At 68.4% G+C, this 17,611-nt stretch carries 15 protein-coding genes; 10 read left to right on the top strand and 5 right to left on the bottom strand.

The window, feature by feature from the left end; genetic code table 11:
* Window positions 1-85 precede the first annotated feature (85 nt).
* The 6 genes from CGU34_RS09120 (at window position 86) to CGU34_RS09095 (ending at window position 7,119) form a co-directional block, all read left to right on the top strand.
* On the top strand, window positions 86-751 hold the full coding sequence (locus CGU34_RS09120; RefSeq protein ID WP_100813900.1) for a GAP family protein: 666 nt from the start codon (window positions 86-88) through the stop codon (window positions 749-751).
* Window positions 752-1,054: 303 nt separating this feature from the next.
* Entirely contained in the window at window positions 1,055-3,631 is a 2,577-nt protein-coding gene (nirB, locus tag CGU34_RS09115; RefSeq protein ID WP_100813964.1) for a nitrite reductase large subunit NirB, read from the top strand.
* Complete coding sequence (nirD, locus tag CGU34_RS09110; RefSeq protein ID WP_036296366.1) at window positions 3,628-4,011, top strand: nitrite reductase small subunit NirD; 384 nt, start codon at window positions 3,628-3,630, stop codon at window positions 4,009-4,011. The genes nirB and nirD overlap by 4 nt, the downstream gene beginning before the upstream one ends.
* Window positions 4,008-5,261, top strand: a complete 1,254-nt coding sequence (gene cobA / locus CGU34_RS09105) for a uroporphyrinogen-III C-methyltransferase (RefSeq protein WP_051513087.1) — start codon at window positions 4,008-4,010, stop codon at window positions 5,259-5,261. The genes nirD and cobA overlap by 4 nt, the downstream gene beginning before the upstream one ends.
* Window positions 5,258-6,400 (top strand): uroporphyrinogen-III synthase, encoded by a 1,143-nt coding sequence (locus tag CGU34_RS09100; RefSeq protein ID WP_036296369.1) that lies wholly within the window; start codon window positions 5,258-5,260, stop codon window positions 6,398-6,400. The genes cobA and CGU34_RS09100 overlap by 4 nt, the downstream gene beginning before the upstream one ends.
* The gene (locus CGU34_RS09095; protein ID WP_036296371.1) at window positions 6,397-7,119 is read left to right on the top strand and encodes a sirohydrochlorin chelatase; all 723 of its coding nucleotides are present in this window, start codon (window positions 6,397-6,399) and stop codon (window positions 7,117-7,119) included. Before CGU34_RS09100 ends, CGU34_RS09095 begins: the two co-directional genes overlap by 4 nt.
* A gap of 15 nt (window positions 7,120-7,134) precedes the next feature.
* Here CGU34_RS09095 and trmD read toward each other — a convergent pair whose 3' ends face one another.
* Complete coding sequence (gene trmD / locus CGU34_RS09090; protein ID WP_036296374.1) at window positions 7,135-7,812, bottom strand: tRNA (guanosine(37)-N1)-methyltransferase TrmD; 678 nt, start codon at window positions 7,810-7,812, stop codon at window positions 7,135-7,137.
* 165 nt (window positions 7,813-7,977) lie between these two features.
* Between trmD and CGU34_RS09085 the strand changes: the two genes are divergently transcribed.
* Genes CGU34_RS09085 through CGU34_RS09075 form a run of 3 tightly spaced genes read left to right on the top strand, consistent with a single transcriptional unit; the run spans window position 7,978 to window position 13,192 of the window.
* Entirely contained in the window at window positions 7,978-9,402 is a 1,425-nt protein-coding gene (locus tag CGU34_RS09085) for an MFS transporter (protein WP_100813899.1), read from the top strand.
* Window positions 9,403-9,407: 5 nt separating this feature from the next.
* The gene (locus CGU34_RS09080) at window positions 9,408-11,012 is read left to right on the top strand and encodes an FAD-dependent oxidoreductase (RefSeq protein ID WP_232711611.1); all 1,605 of its coding nucleotides are present in this window, start codon (window positions 9,408-9,410) and stop codon (window positions 11,010-11,012) included.
* The gene (locus tag CGU34_RS09075) at window positions 11,009-13,192 is read left to right on the top strand and encodes a molybdopterin oxidoreductase family protein (RefSeq protein WP_269800298.1); all 2,184 of its coding nucleotides are present in this window, start codon (window positions 11,009-11,011) and stop codon (window positions 13,190-13,192) included. The genes CGU34_RS09080 and CGU34_RS09075 overlap by 4 nt, the downstream gene beginning before the upstream one ends.
* A 38-nt stretch (window positions 13,193-13,230) precedes the next feature.
* Here the strand turns inward: CGU34_RS09075 and rimM are convergent, their stop codons facing one another.
* From rimM to rpsP, 3 genes are read right to left on the bottom strand one after another with little or no spacing between them, the layout of a single operon-like run.
* Window positions 13,231-13,899: a ribosome maturation factor RimM gene (gene rimM / locus CGU34_RS09070; RefSeq protein ID WP_100813898.1), complete on the bottom strand. Its 669-nt coding sequence runs from the start codon at window positions 13,897-13,899 to the stop codon at window positions 13,231-13,233.
* Window positions 13,883-14,113, bottom strand: a complete 231-nt coding sequence (locus tag CGU34_RS09065; protein ID WP_036296939.1) for an RNA-binding protein — start codon at window positions 14,111-14,113, stop codon at window positions 13,883-13,885. Before CGU34_RS09065 ends, rimM begins: the two co-directional genes overlap by 17 nt.
* 4 nt (window positions 14,114-14,117) lie before the next feature.
* Window positions 14,118-14,543 carry a 30S ribosomal protein S16 gene (gene rpsP, locus CGU34_RS09060; RefSeq protein WP_100813897.1) on the bottom strand — a complete coding sequence of 142 codons (426 nt, stop codon included), beginning with the start codon at window positions 14,541-14,543 and terminating at the stop codon, window positions 14,118-14,120.
* 206 nt (window positions 14,544-14,749) lie between these two features.
* Between rpsP and CGU34_RS09055 the strand changes: the two genes are divergently transcribed.
* On the top strand, window positions 14,750-15,913 hold the full coding sequence (locus CGU34_RS09055; RefSeq protein WP_100813896.1) for a glutamate--cysteine ligase: 1,164 nt from the start codon (window positions 14,750-14,752) through the stop codon (window positions 15,911-15,913).
* Window positions 15,914-16,053: 140 nt separating this feature from the next.
* On the opposite strand, the gene ffh is transcribed toward CGU34_RS09055, so the two are convergent.
* Window positions 16,054-17,610 (bottom strand): signal recognition particle protein, encoded by a 1,557-nt coding sequence (gene ffh, locus CGU34_RS09050; protein ID WP_100813895.1) that lies wholly within the window; start codon window positions 17,608-17,610, stop codon window positions 16,054-16,056.
* Window position 17,611 lies beyond the last annotated feature (1 nt).

The following is a 17,611-nucleotide window of genomic DNA, read 5'->3' as shown; positions in this document are numbered from 1 at the left end:
TGCGTGATCGATGGCTCTGCAGATGAACGGCACGTAACGAACGGCGACGGCGCGCCCGGATGCGCGGATCTGCCAGGATCGGGTCATGAACGAGGTCATCGGCGACATCCTGCCTCTCGCGGTCGCCGCGGGGCTCAGCCCCATCCCCCTCATCGCCGCCGTGCTCATCGTCATGTCGACGAAGCCCCGTCTCAGCGGCGCGGCGTTCGCGGTCGGCTGGATCGTCGGTTGCTCGATCGTGGTCCTGGTCGGTGCTGTTGCGGCCGAGCTGCTCCAGAGCGATGACCCGGGGAGCACACCCACGATGTTCGCGTGGGTTCGCATCGCGTTCGGCATCGCACTGCTGATCCTCGCCGTCCGCAAGATCGCCGCGGCTCGTGGCGCCGAGGCTCGGTTGCCCGCCTGGATGTCGGGGCTCATGTCGGCGAGCCCGGCCCGCAGCATCGGACTCGGGCTGTTGCTCTCCGCTGCCAACCCCAAGAATGCCCTGCTGGGTATCGCCGCGGGCATCTCCATCGGGTCCGCAACCGTCAGCGCCGATGTGGCGCTCACGGCCGGGGTCGTTTACGTCGCGACGGCTTCCATCGCGGTGCTCGCCATCGTCCTCGCGGCGGTCGTTGCGCCGCATCGCATGGCGAATGTGCTGTCCGGGCTCCGCGACTGGCTGACTCTCCACAACACGGCCATCATGGCGCTGCTGCTCGTGGTTTTCGGCTTCGTCCTGATCGGCAAGGGCCTCGAGGGGCTGTAACTTCCGACCCCGCTGTGAGTCCGCGGCGCCCGATCTGAAAGATCTCACAACGCGCTTCACCCGGCAGTGAGGGAAACGTTCGCTGCGGGTAACCGAACGTCGTCCTGCCGCGAAACACCGTGCTCCTAGCCTAAAACGACCGACCCATCCACGTCGATCGCAGGAGACGTCATGACCCAGGACGCGCATCGCCCGACAGCCGGATCGGCCTCGGAAGCGGCTCCGCCGCCCGCACCGATTTCTGTCGCGACATCGAAACAATCCGCTGATGCCGCGGCAACATCACCGACGTACGGTGGCGCCATGAGCACCGAGGGCGCTGGCACGCACGTCGCCGTGGTCGGTGCGGGAATGGTGGCGCATCGGTTCGTCGAGAGCCTGCTCAGTCGTGCCGGGGCGGACTGGCGGGTCACGGTCATCGGCGAAGAAGGACGCCATCCCTACGATCGTGTGGGATTGACCGGGTACTTCGCCGGGGCAGACGCCGATGCGTTGAGCCTGGACCGTTCTGTCTTCGCCGACCCTCGGGTACGGTTCGTCGACGGCGAGGCCGTGACGAGCATCGATCTCGAGCAAGCCTCAGTCACAACGAGCACGGGTGCGCGGATCGAGTGGGACCGACTCGTCATGGCGACCGGTTCCTACGCCGCTCGTCCCCCTGTCGAGGGTGCCGACGCCGACGGATGTTTCGTCTACCGGACGCTCACGGATGTCGAGTCGCTCCGCGCATTCGTCGAACGCCGTAGCGCCGAGCTCGATCGCCCCCTCGCCGGCACGGTCATCGGCGGCGGGCTCCTCGGCCTCGAAGCCGCCGGAGCCCTTCAGGGACTGGGAGTGGCGTGCACGGTGGTGCAGTCATCCGATCGACTCATGTCGACTCAGCTGGACGTCAGCGGCGGCAACACACTGCGACGCCTGATCGAGGCTCGCGGCATCCGGGTGCGGACCGGATCGATCACCACACGGGTCGAGCGTGACGAATATTCGCGCGTGGAGGGGATCGTCCTTCGGGACGGGAGCCGCGAAAGCGCCGACCTGGTGATCTTCACGGTGGGAGTGCGCCCGCGGGACGAGTTGGCACGCGTGGCCGGCCTGCAGGTGCATGAGCGGCAGGGGGTCGTGATCGACGACGGCTGTCAGACGAGTGACCCGCGCGTTTACGCGATCGGCGAGGTCGCCAACTACGCCGGCGCGTGCGTCGGCCTCGTGGCCCCCGGGTACGCGATGGCCGAGGTCGCCGCGAGCCGCCTGCTCGGAGCCGATGCATCCTTCCCGGGGTATGACCTCTCGACCAAGCTGAAGCTGAACGGCGTGGACGTCGCGAGCTTCGGCGACGCGTTCGCCACCACACCGGGTGCGCTCGACGTGGTCTACACCGACCCCGTCGCCGGCGTCTACAAGAAGCTCGTCCTCTCCGACGACGCGAAGACCCTGCTCGGCGGAATCCTCGTCGGCGATGCCTCGGCGTACGGATCGCTGCGACCGCTCGTCGGCGGGCCTCTCGGCGGGGACCCCTCCGCGTACCTGATCCCCGCGGACGGTGTCGCCGCGCCGACGGGCGAACTGCCAGACACCGCGCTCGTCTGTTCCTGCAACGGCGTCACAGCCGGAACCATCCGACACGCCGTCGGTGCCGAGGGATGCCGCGATGTCGCGTCCGTCAAAACCTGCACGCGGGCGGGCGCGGCGTGCGGTTCGTGCGTGTCGATGATCAAATCGATCGTCGGCAGCGAGCTGGCCAAGTCGGGCGCGACCCTCAGCACGGCACTCTGCGAACACTTCGATTTCTCTCGCCGTCAGCTCTTCGACGCCGTCCGCGTGTCGGGCCTGCGAACCTTCAGCGCCGTGATCGAACGATTCGGCACGGGTCGCGGCTGCGACATCTGCAAACCGGCACTTGCCAGCATCCTCTCCACCCTGGTCGGCGCTCACGTCCTCGACGGCGAAAACGCGACCCTGCAGGACACGAACGACCACGTCATGGCGAACCTGCAGAAAGACGGCAGCTACTCCGTCGTGCCGCGCATACCCGGGGGCGAGATCACTCCCGAGGGGCTTCTCGTCATCGGGCAGGTGGCGAAGGACTTCGGTCTGTACACGAAGATCACGGGCGGCCAGCGCATCGACATGTTCGGTGCGCGTCTCGAGCAGTTGCCGGATGTCTGGAAGCGGCTGGTCGATGCGGGCTTCGAATCCGGTCACGCCTATGGCAAGTCTCTCCGCACGGTCAAGTCTTGCGTCGGATCAACCTGGTGCCGCTACGGCGTGCAGGACGCCGTAGGCATGGCCGTGCACCTGGAGTTGCGGTACCGCGGGCTCCGCTCGCCACACAAGATCAAGCTGGGCGTGTCCGGATGCGCTCGCGAGTGCGCAGAAGCGCGTGGCAAGGACGTCGGCGTGATCGCGACCGAAGCGGGCTGGAACATGTACGTCGGCGGCAACGGCGGGTTCACCCCGCGCCATGCGGTGCTGTTCGCCGAGGGGCTGAACGACGAGCAGTTGCTCACCGCTATCGACCGCTTCCTGATGTACTACATCTTCACGGCGGACCGCTTGCAGCGGACGGCCCCCTGGTTCCAGGATCTCGACGGCGGCATCGACGAACTGCGGGCGGTGATCTTCGACGACAGGCTGGGAATCTGCGCCGATCTCGATGCCGCGATGGCGTCCCACGTCGACAACTACGAGGACGAGTGGAAGGCCACGCTCGAGGACCCGGAAAAACTGCGACGGTTCGCCTCGTTCGTCAACGCGCCGACAACTCCCGACCCGTCGCTGGCCTACACAGCCGAGCGCGGGCAGCCCCGCCCCGCGACGCGCGAGGAGCGTGCCGACTCCGGTGTGCTGATCGCCGGAACGACCTTGGAGGTTCGACGATGACGATCGCAGAGACACGGCCCGTCGAGGTATCCGCACCCACGGGCTGGAAACGGATCTGTCCGCTCGATGCACTCGAGCCGGAGCGTGGGCGCGCGGCTCTCGTCGGTATGACGCAGGTTGCGCTCTTCCTTTTGCACGACGGCGAGATCTACGCCGTGTCGAATCATGACCCCTACTCAGGCGCTCACGTGATGTCGCGGGGTATCGTCGGCACGCGTGGCGGGGTGCCGACGGTTGCTTCGCCGATGTACAAGCAGGTTTTCGATCTGCGCACCGGAATCTGCCTCGATACACAGGGCAAGGACGAACGCGTTCTGGACGTCTGGCCGGCACAGGTGCGGGATGGCGAGCTCTTTCTGAAGATGGAGGCGGGGAGATGACGACGATGCTCGGGGTCTCGCTCGCCGGCCGCGACGTTCTTTTGGTGGGCGGCGGATCGGTGACCGCTCGGCGTCTGCAGCGTTTCCTCGACGATGGCGCCGACGTGCGGATCGTTTCCCCCGAACTGTGCGATGACGTGCGGGAGCTCGTGGACACGCACGTCGTCGCGTGGACCTCGAGACGCGCCCGGTATTCCGACATCGGCGGCGCCTGGCTCGTCCACGTTGCGACAGGAGACATTCGGGTGGACGCAGACATCGCAGCGGAATGCGAGCGCCGGCGCATCCTGTGCGTCAACGCATCCGACGGGGCCCACGGCACGGCACGGTTGACCGCCGAGACGCGCGCGGGAGATGTGGTCGTGGGCGTGATGTCGGATGCCGGGGTCGACCCCGGACGTGCCGCGCACCTGCGTGATGAGATCGGGACGATGCTGCGCGAGGGGCGGCTCCCCCTTCGCCGTCGCCGAGCGCGCGCCGCGGGACGCGTCGACCTCGTGGGCGGCGGACCCGGTCCCGCAGACCTCATGACGGTCCGAGGCCGGCGTTTGCTCGCGGAAGCGGATGTCGTGATCGCGGACCGTCTCGGACCCACCGACGTTCTCACCGAGCTCGATCCGGGCGTCGAGATCATCGATGTCGGTAAGCAGCCGGGGAATCATCCCGTTCCGCAGCAGGCGATCAACGACCTGCTCGTCGAGCACGCGCGCGCGGGCAAGCGCGTGGTTCGTCTCAAGGGCGGTGACCCGTTCGTGTACGGACGTGGCGGCGAAGAGGTCATCGCATGCCGTGCTGCCGGGATTCCCGTCGAGGTCGTCCCGGGTTTGACGAGCATCGTCTCCGTCCCGGCGGCCGCCGGAATCCCGGTCACCCACCGCGGAGTTTCGGCCTCGGTGCACGTGGTGAACGGTCAGGCCGAGATCACCGGCGCCACGCTCGCGGCGATCGCGGACGACGCGGTGACGACGGTCGTCCTGATGGGGGTCGCGGCGCTCCCCCGGCTCGTCCACGCCGCGATCGCCGCGGGTGCGCCGATCCACCGACCCGTGGCGATCGTCGAGAGCGGGCACACGCCTCGGCAGCGCACGACACGTACGACGCTCGGTTCCGTCGTGGACGACGCGGCCGCGGCCGGCGTACAGAACCCGGCCGTGATTGTGATCGGCGAGGTCGCTCATCCCGACCTCCTGATGCCGCATCTCGCATCGGCCGAGTCCGCCCTGACACGGACGGGTGATCCGCACCGGTGACAGACCGCCCCACCCTCTCCTCCGCTCTGGCCGGATGCACGATCGTCATCGCCGTCGACCGTCGCTCCGGCGAACTCGCGGCAGCCCTCGAGCGACACGGTGCGACCGTGCGGCACGCGCCCGCCCTGACGATCGTGCCGCACATCGACGACGAAGCCCTGATTGAGCGCACCCGTGAACTCATCGCCACACCACCGGACATCGTGGTCGTCACGACCGGTGTGGGTTTTCGCGGTTGGATGGAGGCCGCGGACGAGGCAGGGCTGCTCGATGATCTGCAGCCCGCGCTCGCCGGTGCTCAGATCGTCGCGCGGGGGCCGAAGGCGCGCGGGGCGATCCAGCAGGCGGGATTCGCGGCCGACTGGGTTGCCGAGTCCGAGACGTCGGTCGAGCTCGGAGAGTTTCTCCTCGCGGAGGGTGTCTCGGGGCGGCGGATCGCCGTGCAGCACCACGGATCAGGCGCCGACGGCCTCGACGAACTGTTCGAGACGCACGGGGCCCAGGTCGTCAGCCTGACCGTCTACCGCTGGGGCCCGCCTCCGGACGCCGAAGCGGTTCGGCGATCGGTCATCGCGACGGGCGCCGGCGAGGTCGACGCCGTGTTGTTCACCTCGGCCCCGGGCGCTCAGGAATGGGTCGCCGCGGCGGAGCGCGACCGCGTGCTCGACGACATCCGCGACCGCGTGCGGAGCGGCCGCGTGCTCATGGCCGCTGTCGGGCCCATCACAGCCGGACCGCTCCAGGCGGCGCTGCTGGATCCTCTCATCGCCGAGCGCGGAAGACTCGGGTCTCTCGTGCGGTCGGTCGTGACGCACTTCGGCGGCGGACGTGCCCCCGGCCTCGACACGGGCGCCGGCCGCCTCGAGCTGCGCAGCACCGGTGCGGTGCTCGACGGGCGACTCATCCCCCTCTCCCGGACCGGAATCGATGTGCTCGCCGCCCTCTTCGACGCTCGCGGGGGCGTCGTCTCGCGGACCAACCTGCAGGGAGCGCTGCCCCGATCGGGCGACAACACGCACGCGGTCGAGATGGCAGTCGCCCGGGTTCGCGAAGCGCTCGCGGCACCGGATCTCATCAAGACCGTGGTGAAGCGCGGCTATCGCCTGAACATCATCGAACCCGCGGAGGAGCGACGATGACCGCAACGCTGATCGCCTGTTCGCACGGAACACGATCGTCGTCCGGACGCGCCGCGATCTCGGCCCTCCTCGACCAGGTCCGCGCCCTCTTGCCGGAAGTGCGGGTGGAGGAGGCTTTCGTCGACGTACAGGAGCCGGAGATCGCGGATGTCGTGGAGCGGGAACTCCGACGCTCACAAGACGATACGGCCGTCGTGGTCCCCGTGTTGCTGTCGGCGGGGTACCACACCCGGGTCGATATCGCGCGTGCCGTCGCGCCCTATTCGGGCCGCGCCGTTGCAACACCCGCTCTCGGTCCTCACGACCTGCTCGCTCTCGTGCTGGAATCCCGCCTGGCGGTCGCCGGGGCGAGCGGCGGCGATGCCGTCGTTCTCGCCGCCGCGGGCTCGAGCGATCCCGCTGCTGCGGTCGCCGTCAGTGAGATGACGCGACTGCTCGAGCGCTGCATCCTGAGCCCCGTCACGGTCGCGTTCGCCGCGGGTGCCGAGCCGCGCATCCCCGACGCGGTCGTCGCCGCCCGCACCGCGGGTGCGGAGCGGGTCATCGCGGCGAGCTACGTCCTCGCTCCGGGCCACTTCCACGACGTGATCGGCCGGTCCGGTGCGGATGTCGTGACCGAACCCCTCGCCCCGGACATGCGGATCGCCGCCCTGATCGTCGAACGGTACCGTGCGGCGGCCGCCGCACTCACGGCGGGGCTGTTCGCCCGCGCGGAGTGAGACAGAACGTACCGATCAGGGCAGCAGATCCGGACGGTGCTCGCGCGTGCGTTCGATGCTCTGCGCTCGACGCCACTCCGCGATAGCGCCGTGGTTTCCGCTCAGAAGGATGGAGGGGACCTCGAGCCCCCGCCACACGGGCGGCTTGGTGTAGCTGGGGTACTCCAGCAGTCCGTCCTCGTGGGACTCCTCGACGAGACTCTCGGGATTTCCGACGAACCCCGGGATCAGGCGCGTGACCGCCTCGATGATCGCCATCGCCGCGACCTCCCCGCCGTTCAGGACGTAGTCGCCCAGGCTGACCAAACGCACCCGACCCTTCGCTGCGTAGTGATCGACAACCCGCTGATCGATGCCCTCGTACCGGCCGCACGCGAAGACGATCTGCTTCTCCGTGGCAAGCTCGCGGGCCATGCCCTGCGTGAAGAGTTCCCCCGCGGGGGACGTCACGATCAGCACCGCGTCGTCTTCGAGCGTGGCGTCGAGTGCATCGCCCCAGGGCTCGGGCTTCATGACCATCCCGGCCCCACCCCCGTAGGGCGTGTCATCGACCGTTCGGTGCCGGTCCGAGGTCCAGTCGCGCAGGTCGTGCACGCGCAGGTCGAGGATGCCCCGCTCGCGTGCCTTCCCGATGAGCGACAGATCCAGCACATCGAAGAAGGCGGGAAAGATCGTCACGATGTCGATGCGCACGGACTCGAGTCTAGGCATCCCCTCATGTTTCGACCGTGTGACGAAGTACTAACCGCTACCCGTCCGCGCGAGTGATGCAGACGTGACCCAGAAGTAACCGCGCGGGCCCACCATCCGAAACACCCCGTCCGTAGCGTCAGTCCTAACTTCACGAGGAGAGACGCCATGACAACGACCGTCGTACCCCCGAACGCCAACACCACCGAATCGCCCCATGATCTCGCGTCGCCCGACGCGGTCGTCCTTACGCACAGGCCGGGCCGGTGGATCGACGGTTACGACCCCGAGAACCTCGGATTCTGGCAGGTGCAGGGGCGGGCGATCGCGCGTCGCAACCTCAACTGGTCGATCTTCGCGGAGTTCTTGGGCTTCATCATCTGGCAGCTGTGGAGCATCGTCGTCGTGATGCTGCCGAGCGCGGGCTTCGCATTCACGAGTTCGGAGTCGTTCTGGCTGATCTCGTTGCCGAGCCTCGTCGGCGCGACGATGCGCTTCCCCTACACGTTCATGGTCGCGCGCTTCGGCGGACGCAACTGGACCATCGTCTCGGCCGGACTTCTCCTCATTCCTGCTGTCCTCCTGGGAATCGTCGTCTCGAATCCCGACACGCCGTTCGGCGTCATGCTCCTCGTGGCAGCACTCGCCGGCTTCGGCGGCGGCAACTTCGCCAGCTCCATGGCGAACATCACCTACTTCTTCCCCCAGCGGGAGAAGGGCTTCGCGCTCGGTCTGAACGCGGCGGGCGGCAACATCGGCACCGCGGTTGCACAGTTCGCCGTGCCGATCGCCGTCACGATCGGTGCCGGGGCCACGCTCAACATCGCCCTCGCGGGGTGGATGTGGATTCCGCTCATCCTGCTCGCGATGTGGGGAGCCTGGCGCTACATGGACAATCTGTCGAACGCGAAGGCGGATGTCGCGGGTTCCGCCGCTGCGCTGCGGGAACCGCACCTCTGGCTCCTGGCGCTCCTCTACATCGGCACGTTCGGGTCGTTCATCGGCTTCGCGAGCGTCTTCCCGAAACTGATCGCGGATCAGTTCCCGGCGTTCTCCACCCTGCAGGTCGGGCAGGCCGCGATTTCGCTGGCGTTCTTGGGCGCCCTCGTAGGATCGGTCGCTCGGCCCTTCGGCGGGCGGTTGGCGGATCGCTTCGGTGGAGCACGCGTCACCGTGGCGGCGTTCGGGACCATGGCCCTGGGCGCTTTAGCACTCGTGTGGGCGCTTCCACTCCAGAGCTTCTGGGTCTTTCTCGGATGTTTCCTCGTGCTGTTCGCAGCAACCGGCGTGGGCAACGGGTCCACTTATCGCATGATCCCGAACGTGTTCGCCGCCCGTGGCCTCGCGATCGCGGCCGACGCGTCGACATCCGCGTCCAGGCAGCGCAAGGCCGCGGCGGCCCTCGGTCTCATCTCGGCGATCGGCGCCTACGGCGGGTTCGTGATCCCCCAGATCCTGAACGCCTCGCAACTTGCCACCGGCGCCTATGTCGCCGCGTTCTACGGCTTCGTCGGCGCCTACGTCGTGCTGCTCGCTTTGACCGTCTTCGTATACGTGCTCCCGCGCCGCAGCCTCGCGGGACAGCGAATCTGACCCGCGTGTCCCCCATCGTCCCGCTGCGGGTCGTCCTGATCGGTTTCGGTCCGGTCGGAGCCCGCTTCGCCGAAGAGATCGTGCCCGCCGTCGCGTCGGGCGCAATCGAGCTGACCGTCGTCGGCGCGGAGCCGGGGGCGCCCTACAACCGGGTTCGGATCGCGGAGTTCGCGGTGGGACGCGCCGACCGAGACGATCTCGATCTCCTCGACATCGACGCGCTGACCGCAGCGGGCGTGCTCATCCACGCGAACGTGCACGCCCATCGAATCGACCGGTCCGTTCGGATCGTGGAGCTGGGCGATGGGACCCGACTGCCCTACGACCGCGTGGTGCTGGCGACGGGGGCTCGTGCCCGCGTGCCGCACCTCGACGGACTCGAGCGGGTCCCCTGTCAAACGCCAACCGACGCTGCCGGCGACACTGCCCACTCCTCGGTTCTGGACGGGGGCGGCGCTCTCACGGCGGGGGTACAGGTTCTCCGCGACCTCGATGACGCCAATGCACTGCGAGCGGTCGTTGCGGCGGGCGGACGCGTCGTCGTGCTCGGTGCCGGTGTACTCGGGATCGAACTCGCCCTGATGCTCGCGGGCGCGGCGGCGGTGCCGACCCTCGCGCATTTCGGCCCCGCGCCCATGCCGCGCCAGCTCGACCGCGGCGCGGCCTGGGTCCTGAGCGCTTCACTCGCCGCGGCCGGCGTCCAGGTCGTTCCGCACACACGGGCAGAGGCGATCGTCACGCGTGTCGACGCGGACGGGGTGCGACGGTTTCACGCGCTCGTCAGCTCGGACGGCAGGAGCATCGAAGCCGATGTGCTCGTGCTCTCGTGCGGCGTCGAAGCTCGCACGGACCTTGCGACGGAGGCGGGCCTTCGCGCGGACGCCGGGATTCTGGTGGATCACGGACTGCGCTCGTGGAGCGATCCGAATGTCTACGCGATCGGAGACTGCGCGCACATCGCGGATCCGGCCACGCACCTGCACGACAAGAGGGTTCCCGGTGGCCCGAGCGGGCTGATCGGGCCCGGTTGGCGTCAAGCGGAATGGTTGGCGCGAGCGTTCGTCTCGGATGTCGACGGAGCGCTCGCGGCGCCATTCGATGACGAGCTCCCGGCGATGGTGGTGCTCAAGAGCGAGGGCGTCGAGCTCGTCTCCGCGGGCGAGATCGCTCCCGAACCGTTCACCCCCGCACCCAGGGGCGAAGTGGCGCCCGGCGTGGCCGTCTGGGCCGACGAAGAGCACGGCGCCTACACGAAGATGGTCACGCGAGACGGCGTCCTGACCGGTTTCGTCAGCGTCGGGATGCCGCGAACGGCCGCGGAGCTGGGAGTCCTCTACGCACGGCGAGCGGAACTGCCCTCCGACCGCTCACTCCTGCTGCGCCTCGATTCCGCGGGCGAGGCGACGCGCTCGATCGCCGGACCCGAGGCGACGGTGTGCGTCTGCAACGCGGTATCGGCCGGCGTAATCGAGGCGGCCATCCTCGACGGGTGCTCAAGCGTCGCCGAAGTCGGTCGGTGCACGCGCGCCGGCACCGGTTGCGGCAGCTGCCGGTCACGCATCGCCGACATGATCGAGGCATCCGGATCGCTCGAAACGGCGCCCGCGTGAGCGCTGCGTCGGCGGCCACGTCGGGCGACGCCTCGCACGAACCGCACGGCACCGACACGCACGAATCGCACGGCACCGACACGCACTGCCCGTACTGCGCCCTGCAGTGCGCCATGCGGCTGGACGGGCCTGTCGGCGGCGACCCCGGCAGCCCAGTGACCGTATCGGGACGGGACTTCCCGACCAACCGCGGCGGTCTGTGCAAAAAGGGCTGGACGTCCGCCGAGCTGCTCACCGTGCCCGGACGGCTCACCTCCCCGCTCCGCCGGGGAACGGATGGCGAGCTGCATCCGATCTCGTGGGATGACGCGCTCGACCAGCTCGCGCACGAGCTCACCCGTATTCGGAACGAACACGGCGCCGACGCGATCGGTGTGTTCGGGGGCGGCGGCCTCACGAACGAGAAGGCGTACCAGCTCGGCAAGTTCGCCCGCATCGCGCTCCGGACGTCGCGCATCGACTACAACGGGCGCTTCTGTATGTCGTCGGCCGCGGCGGCAGCGAATCGTGCGTTCGGGATCGATCGTGGCCTGCCGTTTCCGCTCACCGATCTGGACGCTGCCGACACCGTTCTCCTGCTCGGGTCGAACGTCGGCGACACCATGCCGCCGCTGATGTCGCATCTGCAGGGCGCCCGAGCCGCCGGCGGTTTGATCGTCGTCGACCCGCGCCGCAGCACAACCGCGCGCCTGACCGACGACGGCGCCGGCCTGCACATCCAGCCCGTACCCGGCACCGACCTCGTCCTCCTGCTCGGACTCGCTCACGTCGTGTTGGACGAGCACCTGCACGACGAGACGTACCTGAGCGAGCGCTGCTCGGACATCGCAGGGTTGCGGCGGAGCCTTGCGCCGTGGTGGCCCGAGCGCGTGCAGCAGACGACGGGCGTGCCGGCATCCGTCCTCCGTCATCTGGCGCGACGACTCGCGGCCGGGCGGTCGACGTACATCCTGACCGGACGCGGTGTCGAACAGCACGTCGACGGCACAGATACCGCGACTGCGGCCATCAACCTCGCCCTGCTCCTCGGCCTTCCGGGCGTGCCCGGTCGGGGATATGGAACGCTCACCGGGCAGGGCAACGGCCAGGGCGGCCGCGAACACGGGCAAAAGGCCGATCAGCTGCCGGGGTACCGCAAGATCACCGATCCCGCCGCGCGCGAACACGTCGCTGCGGTATGGGGCGTATCGCCCGACGATCTGCCCGGGCCAGGACTACCCGCCGTCGAACTGCTCCAGTCGGCGGGTACGCAGGGCGGCATTCGTGCACTGCTCGTCCACGGCTCGAACGTCGTCGTCTCGGCGCCCAACGTCGGGAGCGTGCGGCAGGCGCTCGGGCGGCTCGACCTGCTGGTGGTCAGCGACTTCTTCCTCTCCGAGACCGCTCGTGTCGCCGACCTCGTCCTCCCCGTGCTGCAGTGGGCAGAAGAGGAGGGCACGATGACGAACCTCGAGGGGCGCATCCTGCGCCGCCGACGCGCGGTCGATGCTCCCGACGGGTCACGCAGCGAACTCTGGATCATGTCGGAACTGGCACGACGCCTTGCGGCGCCCGGAGTGTGGAGCACCGACCCCGCCGTCGTGTTCGACGAGCTGGCACGCGCCTCGGCCGGCGGCCTGGCCGACTATTCGGGACTCAGCCACGGGATGCTGGACGCGCTGGAGGGGTCGGAAGTCGGCGCTCACTGGCCTTATCCGATCGGGTCACACGGAACCCCTCGGCTCTTCGCGGACCGCTTCGCGACGGATGACGGACGCGCACAGCTCGTCGCCGTGCGCCCTCGACCGGTGCTCGAAGCGGCCACGGGCGATCAGCTGACGCTCGTGACCGGGCGGCTGCTCGAGCACTATCAGAGCGGCACCCAGACCCGCCGGGTGCCCGAACTCCGGGATGCGCACCCCGGCCTGGTCGTGCAGATCCACCCCGTCACGGCTCGAGACCGCGGAATGACGGACGGTGCACGGGTGCGCGTCTCGAACCACCGCGGCTCCGTCGCGGCGACCGTTGCGACGAGCATCGACATCCGGCCTGACACGGTCTTCCTGCCGTTCCACTACGCCGACGGCGAGAGTGCGAACCTGCTCACCAGCGACGCCGTCGATCCGCTGTCGAAGATGCCGGAGTTCAAAACGGCGGTCGTCACCCTCGAACGAGAAGCGACCGTGGCTATCTCAGACTGACCGGTCACTCGCGCGCTCGAAGACGTGCGGCTGGCCGGTTACTTCTGGACGTCGGCGCTGCCTGCGGACGCCTCGGGTGCCTCGGGCTCCTCAGCGCCAGCTTCGGGAGCGCCTTCTTCGGAGCTGTCGTCTGCGATCTCTTCGAATAGCCCCGGGGGTGGCGTGACGGTCGCACGGCCCGCGGCGATGTCCACCTCGGGGACGATCGCGGCGACGAACGGCACCATGACCTCGTTCTCGCCCGCCTTGATGATCAGCAGGTCCTGCGCGGGCATGTGATCCACGCGCACGATCGTGCCGATGCTCACTCCATCACGGACGACATCGAGGCCCACCAGCTGGTGGTCGTACCAGGCGTCTTCTTCGGTCGGCTGGGCCGTGGCATCCGCGTCGATCCAGAGAATCGCCTTGACCAGACCTTCCGCGGCATCACGATCGTCGACGCCCTCGAAGAAGGCGACGGGGTGCGTGTTCATCCAGCGGAACTCGCGGACCGTCAGTGTCTTTCGGTGCCAGGCGGATGACTCCGGCACCTGCAGGGTGAACGTCGAACCCGGAGCGAAACGGCCCGCGGGGTCGTCGGTGTACAGCTCGAGCTTGAGCGCACCCTTCAAGCCGTGCGCCTTGACCAGGCGTCCGACTCGGAGTTGCGTCTTCGCGCCCTCGGGCGGCGTGGCCTTCTCGGCCACGTCAGTCGTCCGCGACATCAACGCGAACGCGTCGGCTTCCCGCGAGAGCGCCGATGAGGGTGCGCAGGGCCTTGGCGTTGCGTCCGCCGCGCCCGATCACCCGCCCGCGATCGTCGGGGTGCACGCGCACCTCGAGGACCTCCCCGCGAGGGGAGGTTGCGGACGTGATCCGGACCTCGTCGGGGTGATCGACGATGCCCTTCACCAGGTGTTCGAGTGCGGCGGAAAGCAACGGACTACTCAGCTGCGTTCGCGTCGGCGTCTGCGGGGGCGTCGGCCTCGGCCGACTCGTCCGCCTTCGGAGCCTTCTTCTCGGCCTTCGGCACGAGAACGGCCTTCTTGGCGGCATCCGCCTCGAACGGCTTCTTGGGCTCGGCGACACGCACGGTCGAAACCGCGTCCTTGTCACCCTTGAACTTGCCCCAGTCGCCCGTCAGCTTCAGCAGCGCGGCGACCTGCTCGGTCGGCTGGGCACCGACGCCGAGCCAGTACTGCGCGCGGTCGGAGTCGACCTCGATGAACGAGGGCTCCTCGGTCGGGTGGTACTTGCCGATCTCTTCGATGACACGGCCGTCGCGCTTGGTGCGCGAGTCGGCGACAACGATGCGGTAGTACGGCGCGCGGATCTTGCCCATGCGCTTGAGACGAATTTTGACAGCCACGATTCTCCTGAATGTGAATTACGGAAAGACGAACCGATCGCCTGGAGAGTGGGGTGCACACCCGGCGGAAGCTCAAATGAAAGGGACCGGGCGCTGGATAGAGGGTCGAGCGCCCACCCGACCCACCATTCTGCCAGATGACGGGGTGCGTCGCGAACCATCCGGATGTCATGGGCGCTATCCATCCTGCGTGCCAGACTGAGCGCATGACTGTGACCTTCGCGTCCTCCGGCCGGTCGACGGTCGGACTCGAGTGGGAGATCATGCTCGCCGATGGCGACTCCGGCGATCTCGTCGGTCGGGCCAGCGAGGTCACCGGGCCGGTCGGCGAGGCCACCAAACATGAGCGATACACCGTCACCGAGGAGCTGCTCACCAACACCGTCGAGGTGACGAGCGGTATCGGTGACACCGTCGAAGCTGCCGTCGACGACATCGCCGACGCCATCGCGGCGGTGCGCGAGATCACGAATCCTCTCGGCGTCGAGTTGCTGTGTGCGGGCAGTCATCCGTTCGCCCAGTGGTACGAGCAGAGCGTGACCGACAAGACCCGGTACAACACGCTCATCGAGCGCACCCAGTGGTGGGGACGCAACATGATGATCTGGGGCATCCACGTGCACGTCGGCGTCGACGATGTGGACAAGGTGCTGCCGATCGTCAACGCCCTGGCCGTCTACCTGCCTCATCTGCAGGCGCTCTCGGCATCGAGCCCGTTCTGGGCGGGCGAGCGCACGGGCTACGCGTCCAACCGCTCCCTCGTCTTCCAGCAGTTGCCGACCGCGGGCCTCCCCTGGCCACTGACGGACTGGGCGGAGTACGAGTCGTACCTCGCGGACATGGTCGGCACCGGCGTCATGGAGGATGCGACAGAGGTGCGGTGGGACATCCGTCCGGCACCCAAGTGGGGCACGATCGAAGTGCGTGCGTGCGACGGGATGTCGACGCTGCCCGAGCTCGCGGCGGTGGCAGCCCTCGTGCAGACGCTCGTCGAGCACTTCTCGCGCGAGCTCGACGCGGGCCGCGACCTGACGATCATCCAGCCGTGGTTCGTCCGCGAGAACAAGTGGCGAGCCGCCCGGTACGGCCTCGACGCGCGGGTGATCGTCGACCGCCAGGGCACGCAGGTGCCGGTCGCCGACCACATCCGCGAGACGATGGAGCGGCTCGAGACGATTGCCGAAGAGCTGCACTGCGCGCGCGAGTTCGCGGGCGTGGGCGAGATCTTGGCGAGCGGTGCGAGCTACTCGCGCCAGGTTCTGGTGGCGGATGCCGCGGGTGGAGACCTACGTGAGGTCGTCAAACACCTCATCCGGGAATTCCGGGCCGGCCCCACTTTGCGCGAGCACCTCGCGAAGCTCGGCGCCTGACGTTCACGCTCCGCTCACGCCCACGGTCCGCCCGCCGAAACACCCCGTTTGCGTCCAGACACCCCTCGACATGGGGTGTTTCGTCGCACGATGGGTGTTTCGGCGTTTATCTCGCGATACAGACCGGCGCGGTCGAGCGCTCAGCCGCGGCCGAAGAGCTTCTGGATCTCGGCGAGGTCCGCCTCGGTCGGCTCCTTCGCCGCAGCGCCCGCGCCGAGGCCGAAGCCCGAACCCGTGGGGGCCTTCGCGACGACTCCGGATGACTCGGCCGCACGCTTCGCCGGGTTACCCGACCGCGACCCACCCTTGGCCTTCGCCTGCTTGCCGCGCTTCGACGAAGCGCCGGGGCGCGCGCCCGGCATCGGACCCATGCCGGGAATCTGGGGGGTGCCTCCGCGGGCGACAGTCCTCATCATCTTGGCGGCCTGGTCGAAACGCTGCACGAGCTGATTGACGTCGGTCACCGTCATTCCGGATCCCCGCGCGATGCGCAGACGCCGCGAGCCGTTCAGAACCTTGGGGTTGCGGCGCTCGCCCGGCGTCATCGACCGAATGATGGCCTCGGTGCGGTCGATCTCGCGCTCGTCGAAGTTTTCGAGCTGATCCTTCATCCCGCCCATGCCCGGGAGCATCCCGAGCATCTTCTTCATCGAGCCCATCTTCTTCAGCTGCTGCATCTGCTGAAGGAAGTCCTCGAGGGTGAAGCTGTCGGTCGCGATCTTCTCGGCGACCTTGCGGGCTTCCTCTTCGTCGAAGGCGCCCTGCGCCTGCTCGATGAGGGTGAGGATGTCACCGAGGTCGAGGATGCGCGAGGCCATGCGGTCGGGGTGGAACGCCTCGAGGTCATCGAGGCCCTCGCCCGTGGACGCGAAGATGATCGGGCGGCCGGTGACGGACGCGACGGACAGTGCCGCGCCACCGCGGGAGTCGCCGTCGAGCTTCGACAGCACGACGCCGGTGAAGTCGACGCCCTCCTGGAAGGCCTTGGCCGTGTTGACGGCATCCTGACCGCTCATCGCGTCGATGACGAACAGGACCTCGTCCGGGTTCGTCCCGCGACGGATGTCGGCAGCCTGCTTCATCATCTCGGCGTCGACGCCGAGGCGTCCGGCTGTGTCGATGATGACGACGTCGTGCTGCTGGCGGCGCGCGGTCTCGACACCGTCACGCGCAACCCGCACGGGGTCGCCGACGCCGTTGCCCGGCTCGGGCGCGTAGATCGCGGCGCCCGCCTGGCCGGCGACGACCTGGAGCTGGTTGACGGCGTTCGGACGCTGCAGGTCGGCGGCAACGAGGAGGGGCGTGTGGCCGTCCTTCTCGAGCATCTTCGCGAGCTTGCCCGCGAACGTCGTCTTACCCGAACCCTGCAGGCCCGCGAGCATGATGACGGTCGGCGCGGTCTTGGCGAACTGCAGACGGCGCTGCTGGCCGCCGAGGATCGCGATGAGCTCTTCGTTGACGATCTGGACGACCTGCTGGGCCGGGTTGAGCGCCTTGTTGACCTCGTCGCCGAGCGCGCGCTCGCGGACCTTCGCGGTGAACTCCTTGACGACCACGAGCGCGACATCAGCCTCGAGCAGGGCGCGCCGGATCTCGCGAACTGTGCCATCGACATCCGCCGGAGTCAGCTGTCCCTTCTTGCGAAGGTTGCGGAACGTATCGGTAAGCCGATCGGAGAGGGTGCCGAAGGTAGCCATG

This window comes from Microbacterium lacus, assembly GCF_002812805.1.
GTDB lineage: Bacteria > Actinomycetota > Actinomycetes > Actinomycetales > Microbacteriaceae > Microbacterium > Microbacterium lacus_A.
This window is presented reverse-complemented; position numbering and strand designations above follow the sequence as displayed.